Raw genomic sequence first — 15,910 nt, forward strand, 5'->3', positions numbered from 1 at the left:
TAGCGGCTTATGGCCAAATCAGCATCCTTTTCCTGCACCGCCTGTGGAGCGGTTTATTCAAAATGGTCCGGTCGCTGCGATGCCTGCGGCGAATGGAATACGATTGTCGAAGATACCCCCTTGTCGACCGGCCCCGGATCGAAATCGCTCGGGGCCAAACGCGGCACCAGCCTTACCCTGACAGATCTTTCCGCCGAGGAAACTCCGCCCCCCCGCACCCAATCGGGCATTACTGAGCTGGACCGCGTACTTGGCGGCGGCATGGTCCCGGCCAGTGCCATTCTGGTGGGTGGCGATCCGGGCATCGGCAAATCCACCCTGCTTTTGCAAGCCGCCGCGCGCTTCTCGGGCGCGGGCCTTAAAACGATTTATGTCTCAGGCGAGGAAGCCAGCGCACAAGTCCGCATGCGCGCTCAACGCCTTGGGCTGGGGGACGCGCCGGTGAAACTGGCCGCCGCCACCTCGCTGCGCGATATTCTCACAACCCTAGAGGCTGAAAAACCCGACCTCGTTGTGATCGACTCGATTCAGACCGTCTGGGCCGACAATGTCGACAGCGCACCCGGAAGCGTCAGCCAAGTCCGTGCCGCCGCCCATGAGCTGACCAGCTTTGCCAAGCGCAAGGGGGCCAGCGTCATCTTGGTGGGCCATGTCACCAAAGAAGGTCAAATCGCAGGCCCCCGCGTCGTCGAGCACATGGTCGACACAGTGCTCTATTTCGAAGGTGAGCGCGGCCACCAGTTTCGCATCCTGCGCAGCGTCAAGAACCGCTTTGGCCCCGCCGATGAAATCGGCGTGTTTGAGATGACGGGCGGCGGATTGGCCGAGGTCTCGAATCCCTCCGAGTTGTTCCTGTCCGGACGCGGCGACCCCGCCCCCGGGTCGGTCGTTTTTGCAGGCATCGAAGGCACGCGCCCCGTGTTGGTGGAAATGCAGGCGCTTGTCGCGCCCACGCCCCACAGCCAACCGCGCCGCGCGGTCGTAGGCTGGGATGGCGCGCGCCTTGCCATGATATTGGCCGTGCTTGAAGCGCGCTGCGGCATCCCTTTTGCGGGGCTCGATGTCTACCTCAATGTCGCGGGCGGCATCAAAATCTCGGAACCCGCCGCCGATCTGGCCGTCGCCGCCGCCCTTCTCAGCGCGCGTGAAGACAGCAGCCTGCCCGCCGAAACCGTGGTTTTCGGGGAAATAAGCCTTTCTGGCGCGCTTCGCCCAGTCGGTCAGACCGAAAACAGGTTGAAAGAAGCGCAAAAACTTGGTTTCACGTCCGCAATTGTGCCAGCGGGCGGGAAACCCGGGGGCAAATCGGGCCTCACGTTGACCCAACTGGGCGATCTGACGGCATTCGTAGGTGACATTTTCGGCGCAGGGTAAGGCGCCGCGCGAAATAGGGACAGGACCATGGAAGGTTTCACCATCATCGACGGCGTTGTCGCGCTGATTATCGTCTTGTCGGCGCTGCTGGCCTATTCGCGCGGTTTTGTACGCGAGGCCCTCGCAATCGCTGGCTGGATCGTGGCGGGCCTTCTGGCCTTCATCTTCGCCCCGCAGGTCGAACCGCTGGTCAAGGAAGTGCCGGTTGTTGGCGACTTCATCGCCGACAGTTGTGAACTCAGCATGATCGCCGCCTTCACCGTCGTTTTCGCCGTGGCGCTGATCGTGGCCTCGTTTATCACACCGCTTTTTTCATCCCTCGTGCAACGCTCGGCCCTTGGCGGGCTGGACCAGGGGCTTGGCTTCATCTTCGGCGTGGCGCGCGGCATCCTCTTGGTGGCCATCGCCTACTTCGTCTACGAAACCGTAATCACCAGCCAGAACATCCAGGTTATCGACGACAGCCGCTCGGCCCGCGTCTTCAGCCGCCTCACCGACAAGGTCGAAGACGGCAACCCTGAACAGGCACTTGGCTGGATCACCCAGCAATACGAACAACTTGTCGGCGCCTGCGACGCCCCGCAGTAAGGACACGACCGAATGTCGAGCACCTATGTCATGGCCTTGGGGCTCGCCGCCGCAGCAGGCGTTGCGATATCCTTGCAAAACCCTATCAACGCGGGTCTTGCCCGTCATATCGGTAGCAGCCTTGGGGCGACCACCATTTGTTTCGCCGTGGGCCTCATCGCACTGGTGATCGCCACAACGCTCTTTGGCCAATGGCCCGAGGTGATGCAGTCGCCGCAGGCGCCATTGATCCTGCTCTCTGGCGGGCTTATGGGGGCATTTCTTGTTTGGGCCGCCCTTTACAGCGTGCCTATCTTGGGCGTGCTGACACTTGTCGCCGTCCTGATCCTCGGCCAGATCGTGGCCGCGCTCGTCATTGATCACTTTGGCCTCTTCGGTCTTGAGGCACAGGCGATATCCCTGAATCGCGTACTTGCGGCCGCTCTTGTCCTGGCCGGGGTCATCCTGTCGCGCTTTTGACGCAACGTCAGACGACCTGTAGAAATCAGGCACGAAGTTTCATGTGATAGTTTCGTGACATATGCCCTCACAGCCCTTATCTAGGGGGCAATCGCGAGACCGGGATTCGGAGCTGCCCCTTGCCCAAGCATATGCCCCCCGCACACCCTTTTGATGATGACAAACTTAAGGAAGAATGCGGCGTTTTCGGCGTGATCGGCGTGACCGATGCGGCGAATTTCGTGGCCCTAGGCCTTCATGCCCTGCAACACCGTGGCCAAGAGGCCGGCGGCATCGTCTGCCACCATCCCGACCACGGGTTCAACAGCGCCCGCCGCTTCGGCTATGTGCGCGACAATTTCACCAAGCAATCGCTGATGGAAACCCTGCCCGGGCCGCTGGCCATCGGGCACGTGCGCTATTCCACTGCCGGGTCGAAAGGCCAAACCGCGATCCGCGATGTGCAGCCCTTCTTTGGCGAATTCGCCATGGGCGGGGCGGCGATTGCCCATAACGGCAACATCACCAACGCCGAGGCCCTGCGCAAAGAACTGATCGAACGCGGCTCGATCTTTCAGTCCACGTCGGACAGTGAATGCATCATTCACCTGATGGCCCGCTCCCTGCAACGCACCATCCCCGAACGCATGGAAGATGCCCTGCGCCGGGTCGAAGGGGCGTTTTCGGTCGTGGCCATGACCCGCACCAAGCTCATCGGTGTGCGCGATCCGCTTGGCGTTCGCCCGCTGGTTCTGGGTCAAGTGGCTGATGGCTGGGTGCTCAGCTCGGAAACCTGCGCTTTGGACATCATCGGCGCGCGCTTCGTGCGCGAGGTTGAGCCGGGCGAAATGGTTGTTATCACTGACAAAGGTGTGGAAAGCCATTACCCTTTCCGCCGCCAGAAATCGCGCTTTTGCATCTTCGAACACGTCTATTTCTCGCGCCCGGACTCGATCATCGGGGGCAAGTCGGTCTATGAAACCCGCCGCCAGATCGGCGTGGAACTGGCAAAGGAAAGCCATGTGGACGCCGACCTTGTCTGCCCCGTACCCGATAGCGGTACACCGGCGGCGATCGGCTTTAGTCAGCAATCGGGCATCCCCTATGCCATGGGGATCATCCGTAACCAATACATGGGCCGGACCTTTATCGAACCCACCGAGCAGATCCGCAACATGGGGGTTCGCCTCAAGCTCAATGTCAACCGCGCGCTGATCGAAGGCAAGCGGGTGATCTTGGTCGATGACAGCGTCGTGCGCGGCACAACATCACGCAAAATCAAGGAGATGATCCTTGATGCCGGCGCCAAGGAGGTACACTTCCGCATCGCCTCCCCGCCCACGGCATGGCCTTGTTTTTACGGGGTGGATACACCGCAGCGCGAAAAACTTCTGGCCGCGACCATGAGCGAGGATGAAATGCGTGAGCATCTCGCGGTGGACAGCCTCAAGTTCATCTCGCTGGATGGCCTCTACCGCGCCGTGGGCGAGACCGAGGGTCGCAAGAACGACTGCCCGCAATACTGCGATGCCTGCTTCTCGGGAGAATACCCGGTGGTGCCCTCGGACATGGTCGAAAAAGGCTTTGAGATCAAAGCGGCGGAGTGATGCCGCCACTACGCTTCAGGCCACATCATTTCCTTTGTTCTCAAGGATTTAAGGGGAAAGGCTATTCCGAGGCCTTTACCCAAAACATGGCGCGGATCGTGGTGGACACCCTGCGCGCGCCGACAGGCGACGCCACAGAAATCGAGGTGGTGGGCAGCTTGGACGACATCTGCGCCCCCTGCCCCAAGCGGCGCGGAAACCTTTGCCAATCCCAGGAAAAGATTGAAGAAATCGACACACGCCATGCCAAGGCCCTCTCGCTCCGCCCCGGGGATCGGCTGACCTGGGGACAGGCCAAGGCACGGATGAAAAGCAGCGTGAAACCCGGTGACCTGAGCCAGCTTTGCAAGGGCTGCCAGTGGTTGGACCTAGGGCTGTGCGAGGCCGCGCTCAGAGATTTGCTGCAAGAGGATTAGCAGGCCGCACTGTCGTACGAGTCGTACGCTCATGGGGGTGTTTTCGTACGAAAATCGGGAGGCTGGCAAAGCTGTTCGTACGACTCGTACGAAACAGAGTGCTTGCGTTCCCCAATAGCCACCGGCAGAGCCGCCAATGCTTTTTGAAAAGCATTGAGCCACGCAAATTCGAATTTGCGTAGCAAGCGCTTTCGAAAGCGCTTGCGGGAAGGCCTTTCGAAAGGCCTTCCACGGAAGATGCCCCGGCCTCACTGTGCACTCCTGCACAGCGCCTAGGACAATGCCGCCCTTTGCCAATCGCGCTGGACACCCCATTTTCAGTGCGAACCAAGCATGGAGACTTCACATGACCTTCAGGCCAGTCACCGCCACAAGCACCGCGCAACCCACCATGGAAGGCGCAGGCGTTCACCTGCACCGCGTCTTCGGCTTCGAGGACCCGTCACTGACCGATCCGTTCCTGATGATGGATGATTTCCGCAATGACGACCCGCGGCTTTATTCCAAGGGTTTCCCGTGGCATCCGCATCGCGGGATCGAGACCATCACCTATGTTCTGGAGGGTGAGGTCGAGCATGCGGATTCGCTGGGTAATCGCGGCCTGCTTGGGCCGGGAAGCGTGCAGTGGATGACCGCGGGGTCAGGCATCGTGCATCAGGAGATGCCCTCGGGCGACGCGCAGGGCCGGATGCATGGCTTTCAGCTTTGGGCGAACCTGCCCAAGTCTTTGAAAATGACCGACCCGCGCTATCAGGACATCACCAATGGCGATATTCCCATCGAGGGCGACGAGGATGGCACCACCGTCAAGGTGATCATCGGTTCGTTCTGGGGCAAGACCGGCCCGGTGGATGGCATTGCCGCCAACCCGATGCTTCTGGATATTTCCATCCCGGCGGGGCGGCGCAAGACCTTCCCGGTGGACACCCGCGCCAATGCCTTGGCCTATGTCTTTGCAGGCTCGGGCCGGTTCCGGGATGCCAGTGCGCCGATGGGGATCAAGGTGGAAAAGGAGTATCGCGGCGAGGAGTTGAACATCCGCGACCTGAGCGGCAACCGCACCCTCATTCGCTTTGGCGAAGGCGATGAGATTACCGTGGAAGCCGGGGATGAGGGGCTGCGGTTCTTGCTGATGACGGGCCGCCCGATACAGGAGCCTGTGGCGTGGCACGGCCCGATCGTGATGAACACCCAAGAAGAGCTGCAACAGGCCTTCCGCGAGTTGCGCAACGGGACGTTTATCAAGGCGGGCTAAGCGCCTTGGCAAAAGAAAAACGCCGCCTTGCAATAAGGCGGCGTTCCTTTTTCGAAGGCTTGCGGGCGGTTTAGCCGCGGCGTGCCTCAAGCGCTTTCCAGCCGCCCCAGACGACCATCGCCGCCAGAACCGCCTTCAGGGCATCGCCCATCAGGAAGGGCGCCATCCAGTATGTCCAAAGCTCGGGCATGGATTTGCCCAGAACGGCAGCGGGCCACGCCAGACCGGGGATATAGAGTGCGGCCGAGATCACCATGCCGACCAGCGCGGTCGACACGATGCCACGGGCAAGGCCCTTTTCCACGGCGAGGCCAGCCAAGAAGGCCATGCCGACAAAACCGTAAAGGAAGCCCGCGGTCGGGCCGACAAGGGCCAGCGTGCTTGCGCCATTGGCAAAAACCGGCAGGCCTGCCGCACCTTGCGCCAGATAGGCCACGAGCGTCACCGCGCCAAGGCGCGAGCCGAAGGTCAGGCCCACGGTGAGGATCGCCAGAGTTTGCAGCGAAATCGGCACTGGCCAGCCAAAGCTGACTTGCGCGGCCATGGCGATGAAAAGCGAACCGCCCATCACGAGGGCCGCTTGCTTGAGAAGGGTTTCCTGACCGATCACGGCCCGGCTGAGAACTGTATCGCGCATGGTATCGCGTCCTTTCCGTGGTTTTCCTGTATCCAGCACGACTTTTTCGCTGCGCCACGGCAAAAGTCAAGCGAATGGCCTTGATTTATACCCCGTCTGGTGGGATTTGCCAAACATGACCGATACACCGACCCCCAAGATTGCCCCCCAGATCGCCCTTGTCACCGGTGCCTCGCGCGGATTGGGCGCGGCGCTGGCCGAATTGCTGTGCGAAACCCATCATGTTGTTGCCGTGGCGCGGACCACCGGCGCGCTTGAGGAACTGGATGATCGCATTCAGGCCAAGGGCGGGCAGGCCACGCTGGCCCCTATGGATATCACCAATGCCGATGCCATGGCGCATCTGTGCCGGTCGATCTATGACCGCTGGGGTGGGATTGACCTTTGGGCGCATACGGCCGTGCATGCCGCCCCCCTTTCGCCCGCCAGCCACATGGACCCCAAGGATTGGGAGAAATCCGTGGCGATGAATGTCACCGCCACGGGGCGGCTTATTCCTTTCATCACGCCGCTGTTGGGCGATACGGGCCGGGCCCTCTTTTTCGATGACCCCAAGGCGGGCGAGAAGTTCTTTGGCAGCTATGGCGCCACAAAGGCCGCACAGATCGCATTGGCCCGCAGCTGGCAGGCCGAAACCGAGAAAACCGGGCCGCGGGTGCATATCCTTGAACCCAAACCGATGCCTACGGCAACACGCGCGCGCTTTCACCCCGGTGAAGATCGCAGCGGCTTGGCCGATGCGCGGGACGAGGCGCGCCGGCTTTTGGATCAACTCACCTGAGCGCGCTACGCGGCCCTTTCCCTTGTCGCAAAGGGGCCGCGCGGCTACACATCGTGATCAAGACTGACAGGAAAAGGGCGGACATTTGCGTATTCTCATCACCAATGACGACGGGATCAACGCCCCCGGCCTGAGCGTTCTACGCGAGATCGCCGAGGATCTGGCAGGCCCGGATGGCGAGGTCTGGACCGTGGCCCCGGCCTTTGAGCAATCGGGCGTGGCCCATTGCATTTCTTTCACCCGGCCGATGATGGTCTCTAAGATGTCCGAGCGCACCTATGCCGCCGAGGGCAGCCCGGCGGACTGTGTCTTGGCGGCCTTGCATGACATCATGAAGGATGCGCGCCCTGATCTGGTGCTGTCGGGCGTGAACCGGGGCAATAACTCGGCCGAGAACGCGCTATATTCCGGCACGTTGGGCGCCGCGATGGAGGCCGCCCTGCAAGGTGTGCGCGCCGTGGCGTTAAGCCAATATTACGGGCCTGCCAACAAGGATCTCGATGATCAGTTCGAGGCGGCGCGCGGCCATGGCCTTGCCACGATGCGCACCCTTCTGGAGCGTGGCGTCTGGACCGAGGATGACTACGGTATCTTCTACAACATCAACTTCCCACCCGTGCCATCGGCGGAGGTGAAGGGGATCAAGGCCGCGCGGCAGGGCTTCCGCCGCGACATGGGCTTTGGCGTGCAACCCGTCAGCTCGCCCTCGGGGCGGCAGTTCTTGTGGGTCACCGGCGCACCGCAGCAGCAGCCCACCTCGCCCGGGTCGGACGCGGATGTGAACCTGCAGGGCTATATCTCGGTCACGCCGATGCGGGCGGACCTGACGGCGCATGATGTGATGGAGGCCCTCAAGGCAATCGAATGAGCGAACGGGCCGAGGATAGCGCGGAACGCAAGATGCAGTTCCTTTTCGCCCTGCGATCGAAGGGCGTGACGGATGCCCGCGTGCTGACGGCGATGGAAAAGATCGACCGTGGCCCGTTCATTCGCGGCTATTTCGCCGAACGCGCCTACGAGGACATGCCGCTGCCCATCGCCTGCGGGCAGACGATTTCGCAGCCTTCTGTGGTCGGCCTGATGAGCCAAGCGTTGAAGGTCAGCCCGCGCGACAAGGTGTTGGAGGTCGGCACTGGCTCGGGCTATCAGGCGGCGATTCTCAGCCAGCTGGCCCGCCGGGTTTACACCGTGGACCGGCACAAGCGATTGGTGCGCGAAGCAGGCGAGATTTTCCGCGCCATGGACCTGACCAATATCACAGCCGTCACCGCCGACGGCAGTTTCGGCCTGCCCGATCAGGCGCCTTTTGACCGAATCCTTGTGACCGCCGCCGCCGAAGACCCACCCGGCCCCCTATTGGCGCAATTGAAAATCGGCGGTATCATGGTGGTGCCGGTGGGGCAGTCGGACGCCGTGCAAAGCCTGATCCGTGTCACACGACACGAAGATGGATTTGACTATGACGAATTGCGCCCCGTTCGGTTCGTGCCGCTGGTCGAAGGACTTGGGCGCGATAGCTGAGCGACAGAAACGTTTGAAAAGCCCCGGCCAACAAGGGGCATGTGATGAGGACCAGATCGAGATGACCCTTTCCTTTCGCCCCGTTCCGATTCTGGCCGGCACCGCCGCCTGCCTGCTGCTGACGGCCTGCGACGAGCCACTTGACCTTGACCTGCGCGGCGGGATTGGCGGGCGTCTGGACACCGCCGATGCGGCGCGTACCGCCACCGCCGACCGCCCCGCCGCCGACCAACGCGGGATTATTTCCTACCCCGGCTACCAAGTGGCCGTCGCCCGGCGCGGCGATACCGTGGCCAGCCTTGCCGCCCGGATCGGCGGCAACGCCGAGGAAATCGCCCGCTTTAACGGCATCCAGACCGGCGACCGCCTGCGCAAGGGCGAGATCGTCGCCCTGCCCTCGCGCGTCGCCGAACCCGCAGGCGGCCCAATCCAACCGCCCGAGGGCGTCGATATCACCTCGCTGGCCGGCAATGCCATCGAGGAGGCCGATTCACAGCGTGTCGAAAGCAGCACCCTGCCCCCCGCGCAAACCGGGGTAGAGCCGATCCGCCACAAGGTCGAGCGCGGCGAGACCGCCTATACCATAGCACGGCTTTACGATGTCTCGGTCCGCAGCCTTGCGGAATGGAACGGCCTTGGCAGCGATTTCGCGGTCCGCGAGGGACAGTTCCTGCTGATCCCCGTCGCCCTTCCGGGGGAGACGACCGAGGGCTTCGAAGAGGGGCAGAACGCCGCCGTCACGGCACCGGGCACAGGTTCGCCCACGCCCGAACCGCCCAGTGCGTCACAACCATTGCCCAAAGAGGACACCGCGCCAGCCGCCGAACCGGTCGAGACCACCGCCGCGCCTGATCTGGGGGCAAGCCAATCTCAATCCGCCTCCAGCAATGCCCGCATGAGCATGCCGGTTCAGGGCGATATCATTCGTGAATATGCAAAGGGCAAGAACGACGGCATCGACATCGCCGCCAGCCCCGGCACATCGGTCAAGGCCGCTGCCTCGGGCGTCGTGGCGGCGATCACCGAGGATACCAACGGCATCCCGATCATCGTGGTCAAACACCCCGATAACTTGCTGACGGTCTATTCCAACGTCGCCAACGTGGCGGTGAAGAAAGGCGACAGCGTGAGCCGCGGCGATAAGCTGGCCGAGATCCGCCGCGATGGCACCGCCGCGCTGCACTTCGAAGTGCGCGAAGGCTTCGACTCCGTCGACCCCACCCCGTATTTGGGGTGAGGCCCGTCTTGGAAACGCTCCGGGGGAGCGTTTCAGGGCCGAACGGGCGGAGCCCCGGGGGAAGCCGCGGTCCGGGCGAAGTCCGGCAAAGGCTCCGGGGGGAGCGTTTGAGCCGTGAACGGGCGGAGCCGAGGGAAAAGCCGCGGTCCGAGGCGAAGCCGCGGCGCCAAGCAGGACCTTGGGCCGCCTGCGTCACAACAGGCCGGGATGGCCCCCGGTTGCCATGGCTGCGCCCCTTACGAACGGCGGCGGGTCGCCGACTCTAACCTCGGAAAATTCAGGTCTCGGCGATCCAGCCCTTTGCAATAAATGATGCAGCACGGCGCGCAGAGCCGCCCAGGGCAACACGATGACAAAGATCCGGCTCCCGAAGATTTCTTCGGGAGTTGGACGCGATGAATGTTGGCTGTGTGGGACGAAGCGCCATTTCGCTGCGCATGCACCAACGGCTGCTTCGGGCAATACTACGACGGGGCGCGCTGGGAATATGGCGGGTTGAGACGACCTTGGCTGTTTTATTGTGCCAGACATTTGGCAAAATGGCTGCGCTCGAAACGGGTCCGTAAGTCGTTCATGGCTTCTGAACGCATGGTGTCGCCCGCCTTAGCATAATCAGCTTCGCGATTGCCCATTGAGGAATAGACCATCCGGCAAAAGTATTTTCTTGGCGGATCGGTTTTAAATGACGCACCAGACACGAGAGAAGCGACAAAACGGACCACAAGGAAAACCGCAATGCCAGCGAAGCCAATATAATACCATGAAACACCTGCCAGCAGCAGTGTGGCAAGCCAGTTGATTATTCGGAAGTTTGTCGATGAGGGCGGTGTTATCGCATCCTGAAAGCCGGTGGTGCCTTCCGAGGCATCCGACAATTCAGTGCCGATCTTGAGGCATGTATCAGCCAGCGCGCCGTAGTAGGCACCGTGAATTCCGAGAACTACTGCTGCGAAACTTACGCCGGTCCATATTTGTGTGGGTTCCATATGCTGTCCTTTGGATAAAAAGCGCTACTTAGCGGCGCTTTATGATTTCATGAAGGCTGCCTCAACCTGCAAGACGCAGTCATCACACATAGGCCGACATTCGTGCAACATGCAGCAGCGGTCAAAGTGGGCCCGGAGCGGTCATTGCGCTCTGAGCCCGCTGCGGGTTCTCACCTGCATCATTTACTGCAAGGGGCTGGCTCGGCTATCCGAAGCATTCAAAAGCCGTAAAGCCGTTTCGCCCACTGAAGTCCGATGAACACGCCTTTCACGCGCGGCAGGATAAACAGCGCCAGCACCGTTGCCAGCGCCATCATCGACAGGGCCACCAGAAGCGGTTCAGGTTCGAAAAAGCCATAAATCAAAGCAAACATTGGAAAAATCATCGCCACGACGACCAATAGGGTAAAATAGGCGGGCCCGTCATCGACGCTCGCGTGATGAAGTTCCTGCCCGCAACAGCCGCATTCGTCTTTGACCTTCAGGTATCCAGAGAGGACCTTGCCCTTGCCGCAGGACGGGCATTTCAGCATGAACCCCCTGAACATTGCATTCCGCGTATCACGATCGTCTTCTGGCTGCACCGGACTCTCCTTCCAAATCTGTCGGTACGGGGAAACCTGCACCCCGAACCCATGTTTGACAAGCGCGCCACTTCCCCGCAAAGCCGCGCGCCTTCGCCCTACTCCACCGGCTCCAGAACCGTCACCCCCACGGAGGCCGCACGCGCAAGTTCGGGGTCGAGCGACATGGGGATATACTCCCCCCGCCGCCAAAGCTGTGCCATGTCATCGTAATGCCGTGACAGGAAATGCCCCGATTGCCCGGTCGAGGTGATGAACACGCTGCTGTCGGGATCGGCGAAATCATAGACCCCGCGATACCCCGCGCCATGCACGTTCTGGAATGGATCGGGGTCCCGCCCACTGGTTCGGCCCCGCATCAAGGTGTTGTCACCACCCGAGGTGCTTTGCCGGATATTGACGAAATAGCGCAGCACGGGCACATCGCCCAGCACCTGATGGTCATGGGTGGCTTGGTGTGCATCGCCCCAGCGCAGCGATTCCAGCGCCGTGCCATAGTTTTCACTGATCCAGACAAGCGCATCGTCGAGCGCCATGCGCGCGATATCGGTGCAGGTCTCGGTGGGTGAGGATTGCTTGACATCGCACCACGCTTCGGCCCCGTCCTTCCGCCGGTAGACCCGTTCGATGAAAAGCGGGTTGGGGTGGTTGAACTCATCGGCCAGGGGCCCGAGATCGTCGCGGATCAACCGCTCCTGCAAGGCGCGCAACCATGCGGCATAGATCAGCGGCTCGGGCAGGTGTTCGTTCATCTCGCCGTTCCACTCCGACAACAGTTCAAGCGCGCGCTGGCGCTGTCGTTCCGGGGTGCCTTCGGGCGCGGCTTCGCCGGTGAACCACAGGTCGGCCCCGATCAGCGGCAGCAGCGACCGGGCCGTGAAGCTGACCGTATCAAGCTGTGCCTCGATGAAACTGTCGCGGGTGTGCACCTCGCGGTTTTGCATCAGCCGCCGCCAGCGATAGACCCGCTGCGTGTCGCCCCAAAGATAGCTGACATGCAGCGGGAAGGGGCGGTCGACCGTCTTGTTGTTGGTATTGCCCAGAAGGCCGCCCGCCGGATCGCGGAATTCTGGATTGGCGGAAAACGGGCTGACGCCCTGCCAGCGGTTGTCGCTGACCCAGCCGCGCGAGGGCATACGCCCCCGGCTTTCGTGGTCGGCATGGCGTCGCGGCATGGCGCCAATCGTCTTGAGCGCCACCCGCTCATCGTCCACCAAGGTCAGGTTCTGCGACGGCGCAACGTAAAGCCTGGCGGCCTCCAGCGCCTCGTCGATCGTGGCCGCATTCATCAAGGCAATGGCCGAGGACATGGTCGTGTCGCGCGGCGAAAGCGCGGTCCAGGCCAATGAGGCGACATGCCCAGGCGGTGTGACCTCGGCCAGATCGTAGTGCGAGCCGGGCAGGACGGGGCCGTTTTCCGTCCAGCGCAGGGTCATCGTCACCGGATCGGCATCCTTGATCCGAATGATCGACCGTTCGGTACGGAAGGGCTTGTACCCCTCTGGTGTCAGGTATTCCTGCGGGTTTTCCGGGTTCAGCTTCTCGATATAGAGGTCCTGGTCGTCCATGTAGGACGAGGTGACCCCCCAGCCCAGGTTGGCCGACCGTCCTGCCATGATGGCCGGGATACCCGGGATCGTGCCGCCGATCACGCCCCCGGCTTCCAGCTCCAGGCGCGCCAGATACCAAATCGCGGGCGCCGAAAACCCAAGGTGCGGGTCATTGGCCAGAAGTGTGCCGCCCGAGGCCGACCGCGTGGGGGCAGCGGCCCATGCGTTCGATGCCCCCGCGAAGGCACGCTTCTTGAAGGGCGACAGCGGGTGATCGGTGATGTCCGAGGCCCGCGCCATCCGCATGCCGCCCGCGCCGGGAAAGAGCTGCGCATATTCGGGAAGCGCGGCGATGCCACTGCCCGGTGCGACCGGCATGATATCATCCAGCCGGTCGGGCGTATCGAGCGCCAGGGAGGCGCGGGCAAACAGCACCTCGTTGCTCAGATGCGCCGAAAGCTGCACCGCCATGAGCTTGATTATGGCAATCGAATCGGCCGGCTGCCACGGGGCCACGGGGGCGTTGAAGATGAACATCTCGGGCGCGCCGCGGCCCAGGGCCTCGGTATTGATCTCCTGCAGGCGGGCGTTGACACCCGCGGCATAGGCGTCGAGCGCGGCGCGTGTCGGATCGTCCTGGGCGGCCACCGACTCGCGCGCCAGACGATACAGACCAAAGCGGCGCAAGGTCTTGTCGATCTGGAGGGTGCGCGGGCCAAAGACCTCGGACAGGCGCCCCTGCACCGTGCGGCGCAGCATGACCATCTGCCACAGACGGTCCTGCGCATGGGCGTAGCCAAGGCCATAAAAACTGTCGGCATCGCTCTGGCCGAAAATATGCGGCACATTGGCGTTGTCGCGGACGATCTCGACCGGCGCGCCGATGCCTGTCACCGAAAGCGTCTTGTCGTAATCCGGCAAGGACCGCGACAGCAGGAAATAGAGCACCAGAACGGTCGCGACCCCCAAAAGGATCAATCCGCCCGTGATCCGCACCAACCACCGAAAAAGACCAGCCATTCGCATGCCCTTGATTTGCCTTGCATCCTTCCGTGGGATAGTCAGAAATCCGAGGCGAGACAATGAAAAGGGGAGAGACAATGACGAAACTGGCATTCCTTGGCCTTGGTGTGATGGGCTATCCGATGGCAGGCCACCTGCAAGCGGCAGGCCACGACGTCTGTGTCTACAACCGTACGGCGTCCAAGGCCGAGGCCTGGGTATCACAGCATGGCGGGCGCATGGCCCCGACCCCGCGAGAGGCCGCCGAGGGCGCGGATTTCGTGATGACCTGCGTGGGCAATGACGATGACCTGCGCAGCGTGTGCACGGGCGATGACGGGGCCTTTGGCGGGATGAGCAAGGGCGCCGTGCTGGTCGATCACACCACGGTTTCGGCCAAGGTCACCGAAGAAATGTATATTGCCGCCAAGGAGGCGGGGCTGAATTTTGTCGATGCGCCCATCTCGGGCGGTCAGGCGGGGGCCGAAAACGGTCATCTTTCGATCATGTGTGGCGGCGACCAGCAGGCGTTCGACGCCGCCCTTCCGATCATGGAGGTCTATGCCAAGCTCTGCCGCCGGATCGGCGAGTCGGGCGCGGGACAAATGACCAAGATGTGCAACCAGATTGCCATTGCCGGGCTGGTCCAAGGCCTGTCCGAGGCGCTGCACTTCGCGGAAAAATCGGGGCTGGATGGCCGCGCCGTGGTCGAGGTGATCAGCCAAGGCGCCGCCGGAAGCTGGCAAATGGCCAACCGCTATGAGACCATGCTGGACGATGAATTCGAGCATGGCTTCGCGGTGGACTGGATGCGCAAGGATCTGGGAATTTGCCTTGCCACGGCGAATGAAAACGGCGCCTCCCTGCCGGTTACGGCGCTGGTCGACCAGTACTACAAAGACGTGCAGAAAATGGGCGGCGGTCGCTGGGACACCTCAAGCCTGTTCAAGCGGTTGCGCAAACTGGGCTGACGCTTATCAGGCCTTGCGGCCTTCTTCGCGATGAAAGCCCGTCTAGGGCTTGAAGAGCGCGCGGTACGTATCTGATACCGCGCGCCTAATCCACGAGGGGCGGGAGCGCTAAAGGTTCTGCGTCAAGGCCCCCAAGAGCGCCGCAGGCGCGTCTTCGTGCACCATATGCGCCGCGTCAGGGATGGGGGTAAAACTTTCAGCTTTCAGCCGTTTCTTCACCGCACGTCCTTGGTGTTCGGGGATAAAGGTATCGCGCAGGCCCCATATCAGATGCACATCGAAATCGGGCTTTGCATATAGCTTTTCCACCTCTTCGATATTGCCAAGGTCGGCTTGGGCAATCTGCCGGTAAAAACCCGCCTTGCCCGTTTCATCCGCCCATGGGGCAAAGTAGGTCTGGATCGCCTCTTCGCGCAGCGGGTAATGCGCCGCAGCTTGGATATAGGCCCGAAAGAGGGCTTCATGCGCATAGTCGGGCAAGCCCGCGAAGGCGGCTTCGTGATGCCTGACATGGGCATAGAACGGTGACCCCGAGGGCAGCACCGCCACCGCGTTGACCAAGTGCAGCTTGCCATAGTCGATGCCATTTACGAAATGCCCGCGCAGGGCGCAAAGCCCGCCGAAATCATGGCCGACAACCTGTGGCCGCGTCAGGCCCCAGTGGCCGATCAACGCTTCGAGAAGGTCACTCTGCACGCTTTCCGTCACCTTTTGCCCTTCGCCTTTTTCCGAAAGGCCCGTGCCCAGCATATCAAAGTAATGGACCTTGTGTGTTTTAGCGAGCCAGGGCGCAATATTGCGCCACGCCTGGGAAGACCATGGAAAGCCATGGATCAAAACAATCGGCGCGCCCTCACCGATCGCACCCCAAGCCACGGATTGGCCCCGAAAGGAAAACCGTTCGTTCAAGTCAAGCATGGCGAATCTCCAATTGACAATTAGCATATTTGCTATATGTCTATA

16 protein-coding genes are annotated in these 15,910 nt (G+C 61.9%); 11 read left to right on the top strand and 5 right to left on the bottom strand.

Annotated features, from left to right (window positions below; all coding sequences use genetic code 11):
- Positions 1-9: 9 nt before the first annotated feature.
- The 6 genes from radA to QZ498_RS03625 all read left to right on the top strand — a co-directional run bounded on the left by radA (position 10) and on the right by QZ498_RS03625 (position 5,678).
- Positions 10-1,374: a DNA repair protein RadA gene (gene radA / locus QZ498_RS03600; RefSeq protein WP_294620327.1), complete on the top strand. Its 1,365-nt coding sequence runs from the start codon at positions 10-12 to the stop codon at positions 1,372-1,374.
- A gap of 27 nt (positions 1,375-1,401) precedes the next feature.
- Positions 1,402-1,962 (top strand): CvpA family protein, encoded by a 561-nt coding sequence (locus QZ498_RS03605; RefSeq protein WP_294620329.1) that lies wholly within the window; start codon positions 1,402-1,404, stop codon positions 1,960-1,962.
- A 12-nt stretch (positions 1,963-1,974) separates the two neighbouring features.
- Complete coding sequence (locus QZ498_RS03610) at positions 1,975-2,421, top strand: DMT family transporter (RefSeq protein WP_294620331.1); 447 nt, start codon at positions 1,975-1,977, stop codon at positions 2,419-2,421.
- Between the two features lie 131 nt (positions 2,422-2,552).
- Positions 2,553-4,007, top strand: a complete 1,455-nt coding sequence (gene purF / locus QZ498_RS03615) for an amidophosphoribosyltransferase (protein WP_294620455.1) — start codon at positions 2,553-2,555, stop codon at positions 4,005-4,007.
- A complete protein-coding gene (locus tag QZ498_RS03620; protein WP_294620333.1) occupies positions 4,007-4,423 on the top strand; it encodes a DUF1284 domain-containing protein in 417 nt (138 codons plus the stop codon). Before purF ends, QZ498_RS03620 begins: the two co-directional genes overlap by 1 nt.
- A gap of 346 nt (positions 4,424-4,769) precedes the next feature.
- A complete protein-coding gene (locus QZ498_RS03625) occupies positions 4,770-5,678 on the top strand; it encodes a pirin family protein (RefSeq protein ID WP_294620335.1) in 909 nt (302 codons plus the stop codon).
- A gap of 70 nt (positions 5,679-5,748) precedes the next feature.
- On the opposite strand, the gene QZ498_RS03630 is transcribed toward QZ498_RS03625, so the two are convergent.
- Complete coding sequence (locus QZ498_RS03630) at positions 5,749-6,315, bottom strand: biotin transporter BioY (protein WP_294620337.1); 567 nt, start codon at positions 6,313-6,315, stop codon at positions 5,749-5,751.
- 115 nt (positions 6,316-6,430) lie between these two features.
- Between QZ498_RS03630 and QZ498_RS03635 the strand changes: the two genes are divergently transcribed.
- The 4 genes from QZ498_RS03635 (at position 6,431) to QZ498_RS03650 (ending at position 9,854) form a co-directional block, all read left to right on the top strand.
- On the top strand, positions 6,431-7,096 hold the full coding sequence (locus QZ498_RS03635; protein WP_294620339.1) for an SDR family oxidoreductase: 666 nt from the start codon (positions 6,431-6,433) through the stop codon (positions 7,094-7,096).
- An 85-nt stretch (positions 7,097-7,181) separates the two neighbouring features.
- Positions 7,182-7,964: a 5'/3'-nucleotidase SurE gene (gene surE, locus QZ498_RS03640; protein ID WP_294620341.1), complete on the top strand. Its 783-nt coding sequence runs from the start codon at positions 7,182-7,184 to the stop codon at positions 7,962-7,964.
- Positions 7,961-8,617 (top strand): protein-L-isoaspartate(D-aspartate) O-methyltransferase, encoded by a 657-nt coding sequence (locus QZ498_RS03645; RefSeq protein ID WP_294620343.1) that lies wholly within the window; start codon positions 7,961-7,963, stop codon positions 8,615-8,617. Before surE ends, QZ498_RS03645 begins: the two co-directional genes overlap by 4 nt.
- Positions 8,618-8,678: 61 nt before the next feature.
- Complete coding sequence (locus QZ498_RS03650) at positions 8,679-9,854, top strand: peptidoglycan DD-metalloendopeptidase family protein (RefSeq protein ID WP_294620344.1); 1,176 nt, start codon at positions 8,679-8,681, stop codon at positions 9,852-9,854.
- A gap of 515 nt (positions 9,855-10,369) precedes the next feature.
- On the opposite strand, the gene QZ498_RS03655 is transcribed toward QZ498_RS03650, so the two are convergent.
- The 3 genes from QZ498_RS03655 to QZ498_RS03665 all read right to left on the bottom strand — a co-directional run bounded on the left by QZ498_RS03655 (position 10,370) and on the right by QZ498_RS03665 (position 13,994).
- Entirely contained in the window at positions 10,370-10,840 is a 471-nt protein-coding gene (locus QZ498_RS03655) for a hypothetical protein (protein WP_294620345.1), read from the bottom strand.
- A gap of 218 nt (positions 10,841-11,058) precedes the next feature.
- Positions 11,059-11,424 (bottom strand): DUF983 domain-containing protein, encoded by a 366-nt coding sequence (locus tag QZ498_RS03660; RefSeq protein ID WP_294620347.1) that lies wholly within the window; start codon positions 11,422-11,424, stop codon positions 11,059-11,061.
- A gap of 98 nt (positions 11,425-11,522) precedes the next feature.
- Positions 11,523-13,994, bottom strand: coding sequence for a penicillin acylase family protein (locus tag QZ498_RS03665; protein ID WP_294620349.1), 2,472 nt, complete (start codon positions 13,992-13,994; stop codon positions 11,523-11,525).
- Positions 13,995-14,074: 80 nt separating this feature from the next.
- Between QZ498_RS03665 and QZ498_RS03670 the strand changes: the two genes are divergently transcribed.
- Complete coding sequence (locus QZ498_RS03670) at positions 14,075-14,947, top strand: NAD(P)-dependent oxidoreductase (protein ID WP_294620351.1); 873 nt, start codon at positions 14,075-14,077, stop codon at positions 14,945-14,947.
- A gap of 108 nt (positions 14,948-15,055) precedes the next feature.
- Here QZ498_RS03670 and QZ498_RS03675 read toward each other — a convergent pair whose 3' ends face one another.
- Entirely contained in the window at positions 15,056-15,865 is an 810-nt protein-coding gene (locus tag QZ498_RS03675; protein WP_294620352.1) for an alpha/beta hydrolase, read from the bottom strand.
- Positions 15,866-15,910 lie beyond the last annotated feature (45 nt).

The organism is uncultured Roseovarius sp., from assembly GCF_913057115.1.
Classification (GTDB): domain Bacteria; phylum Pseudomonadota; class Alphaproteobacteria; order Rhodobacterales; family Rhodobacteraceae; genus Roseovarius.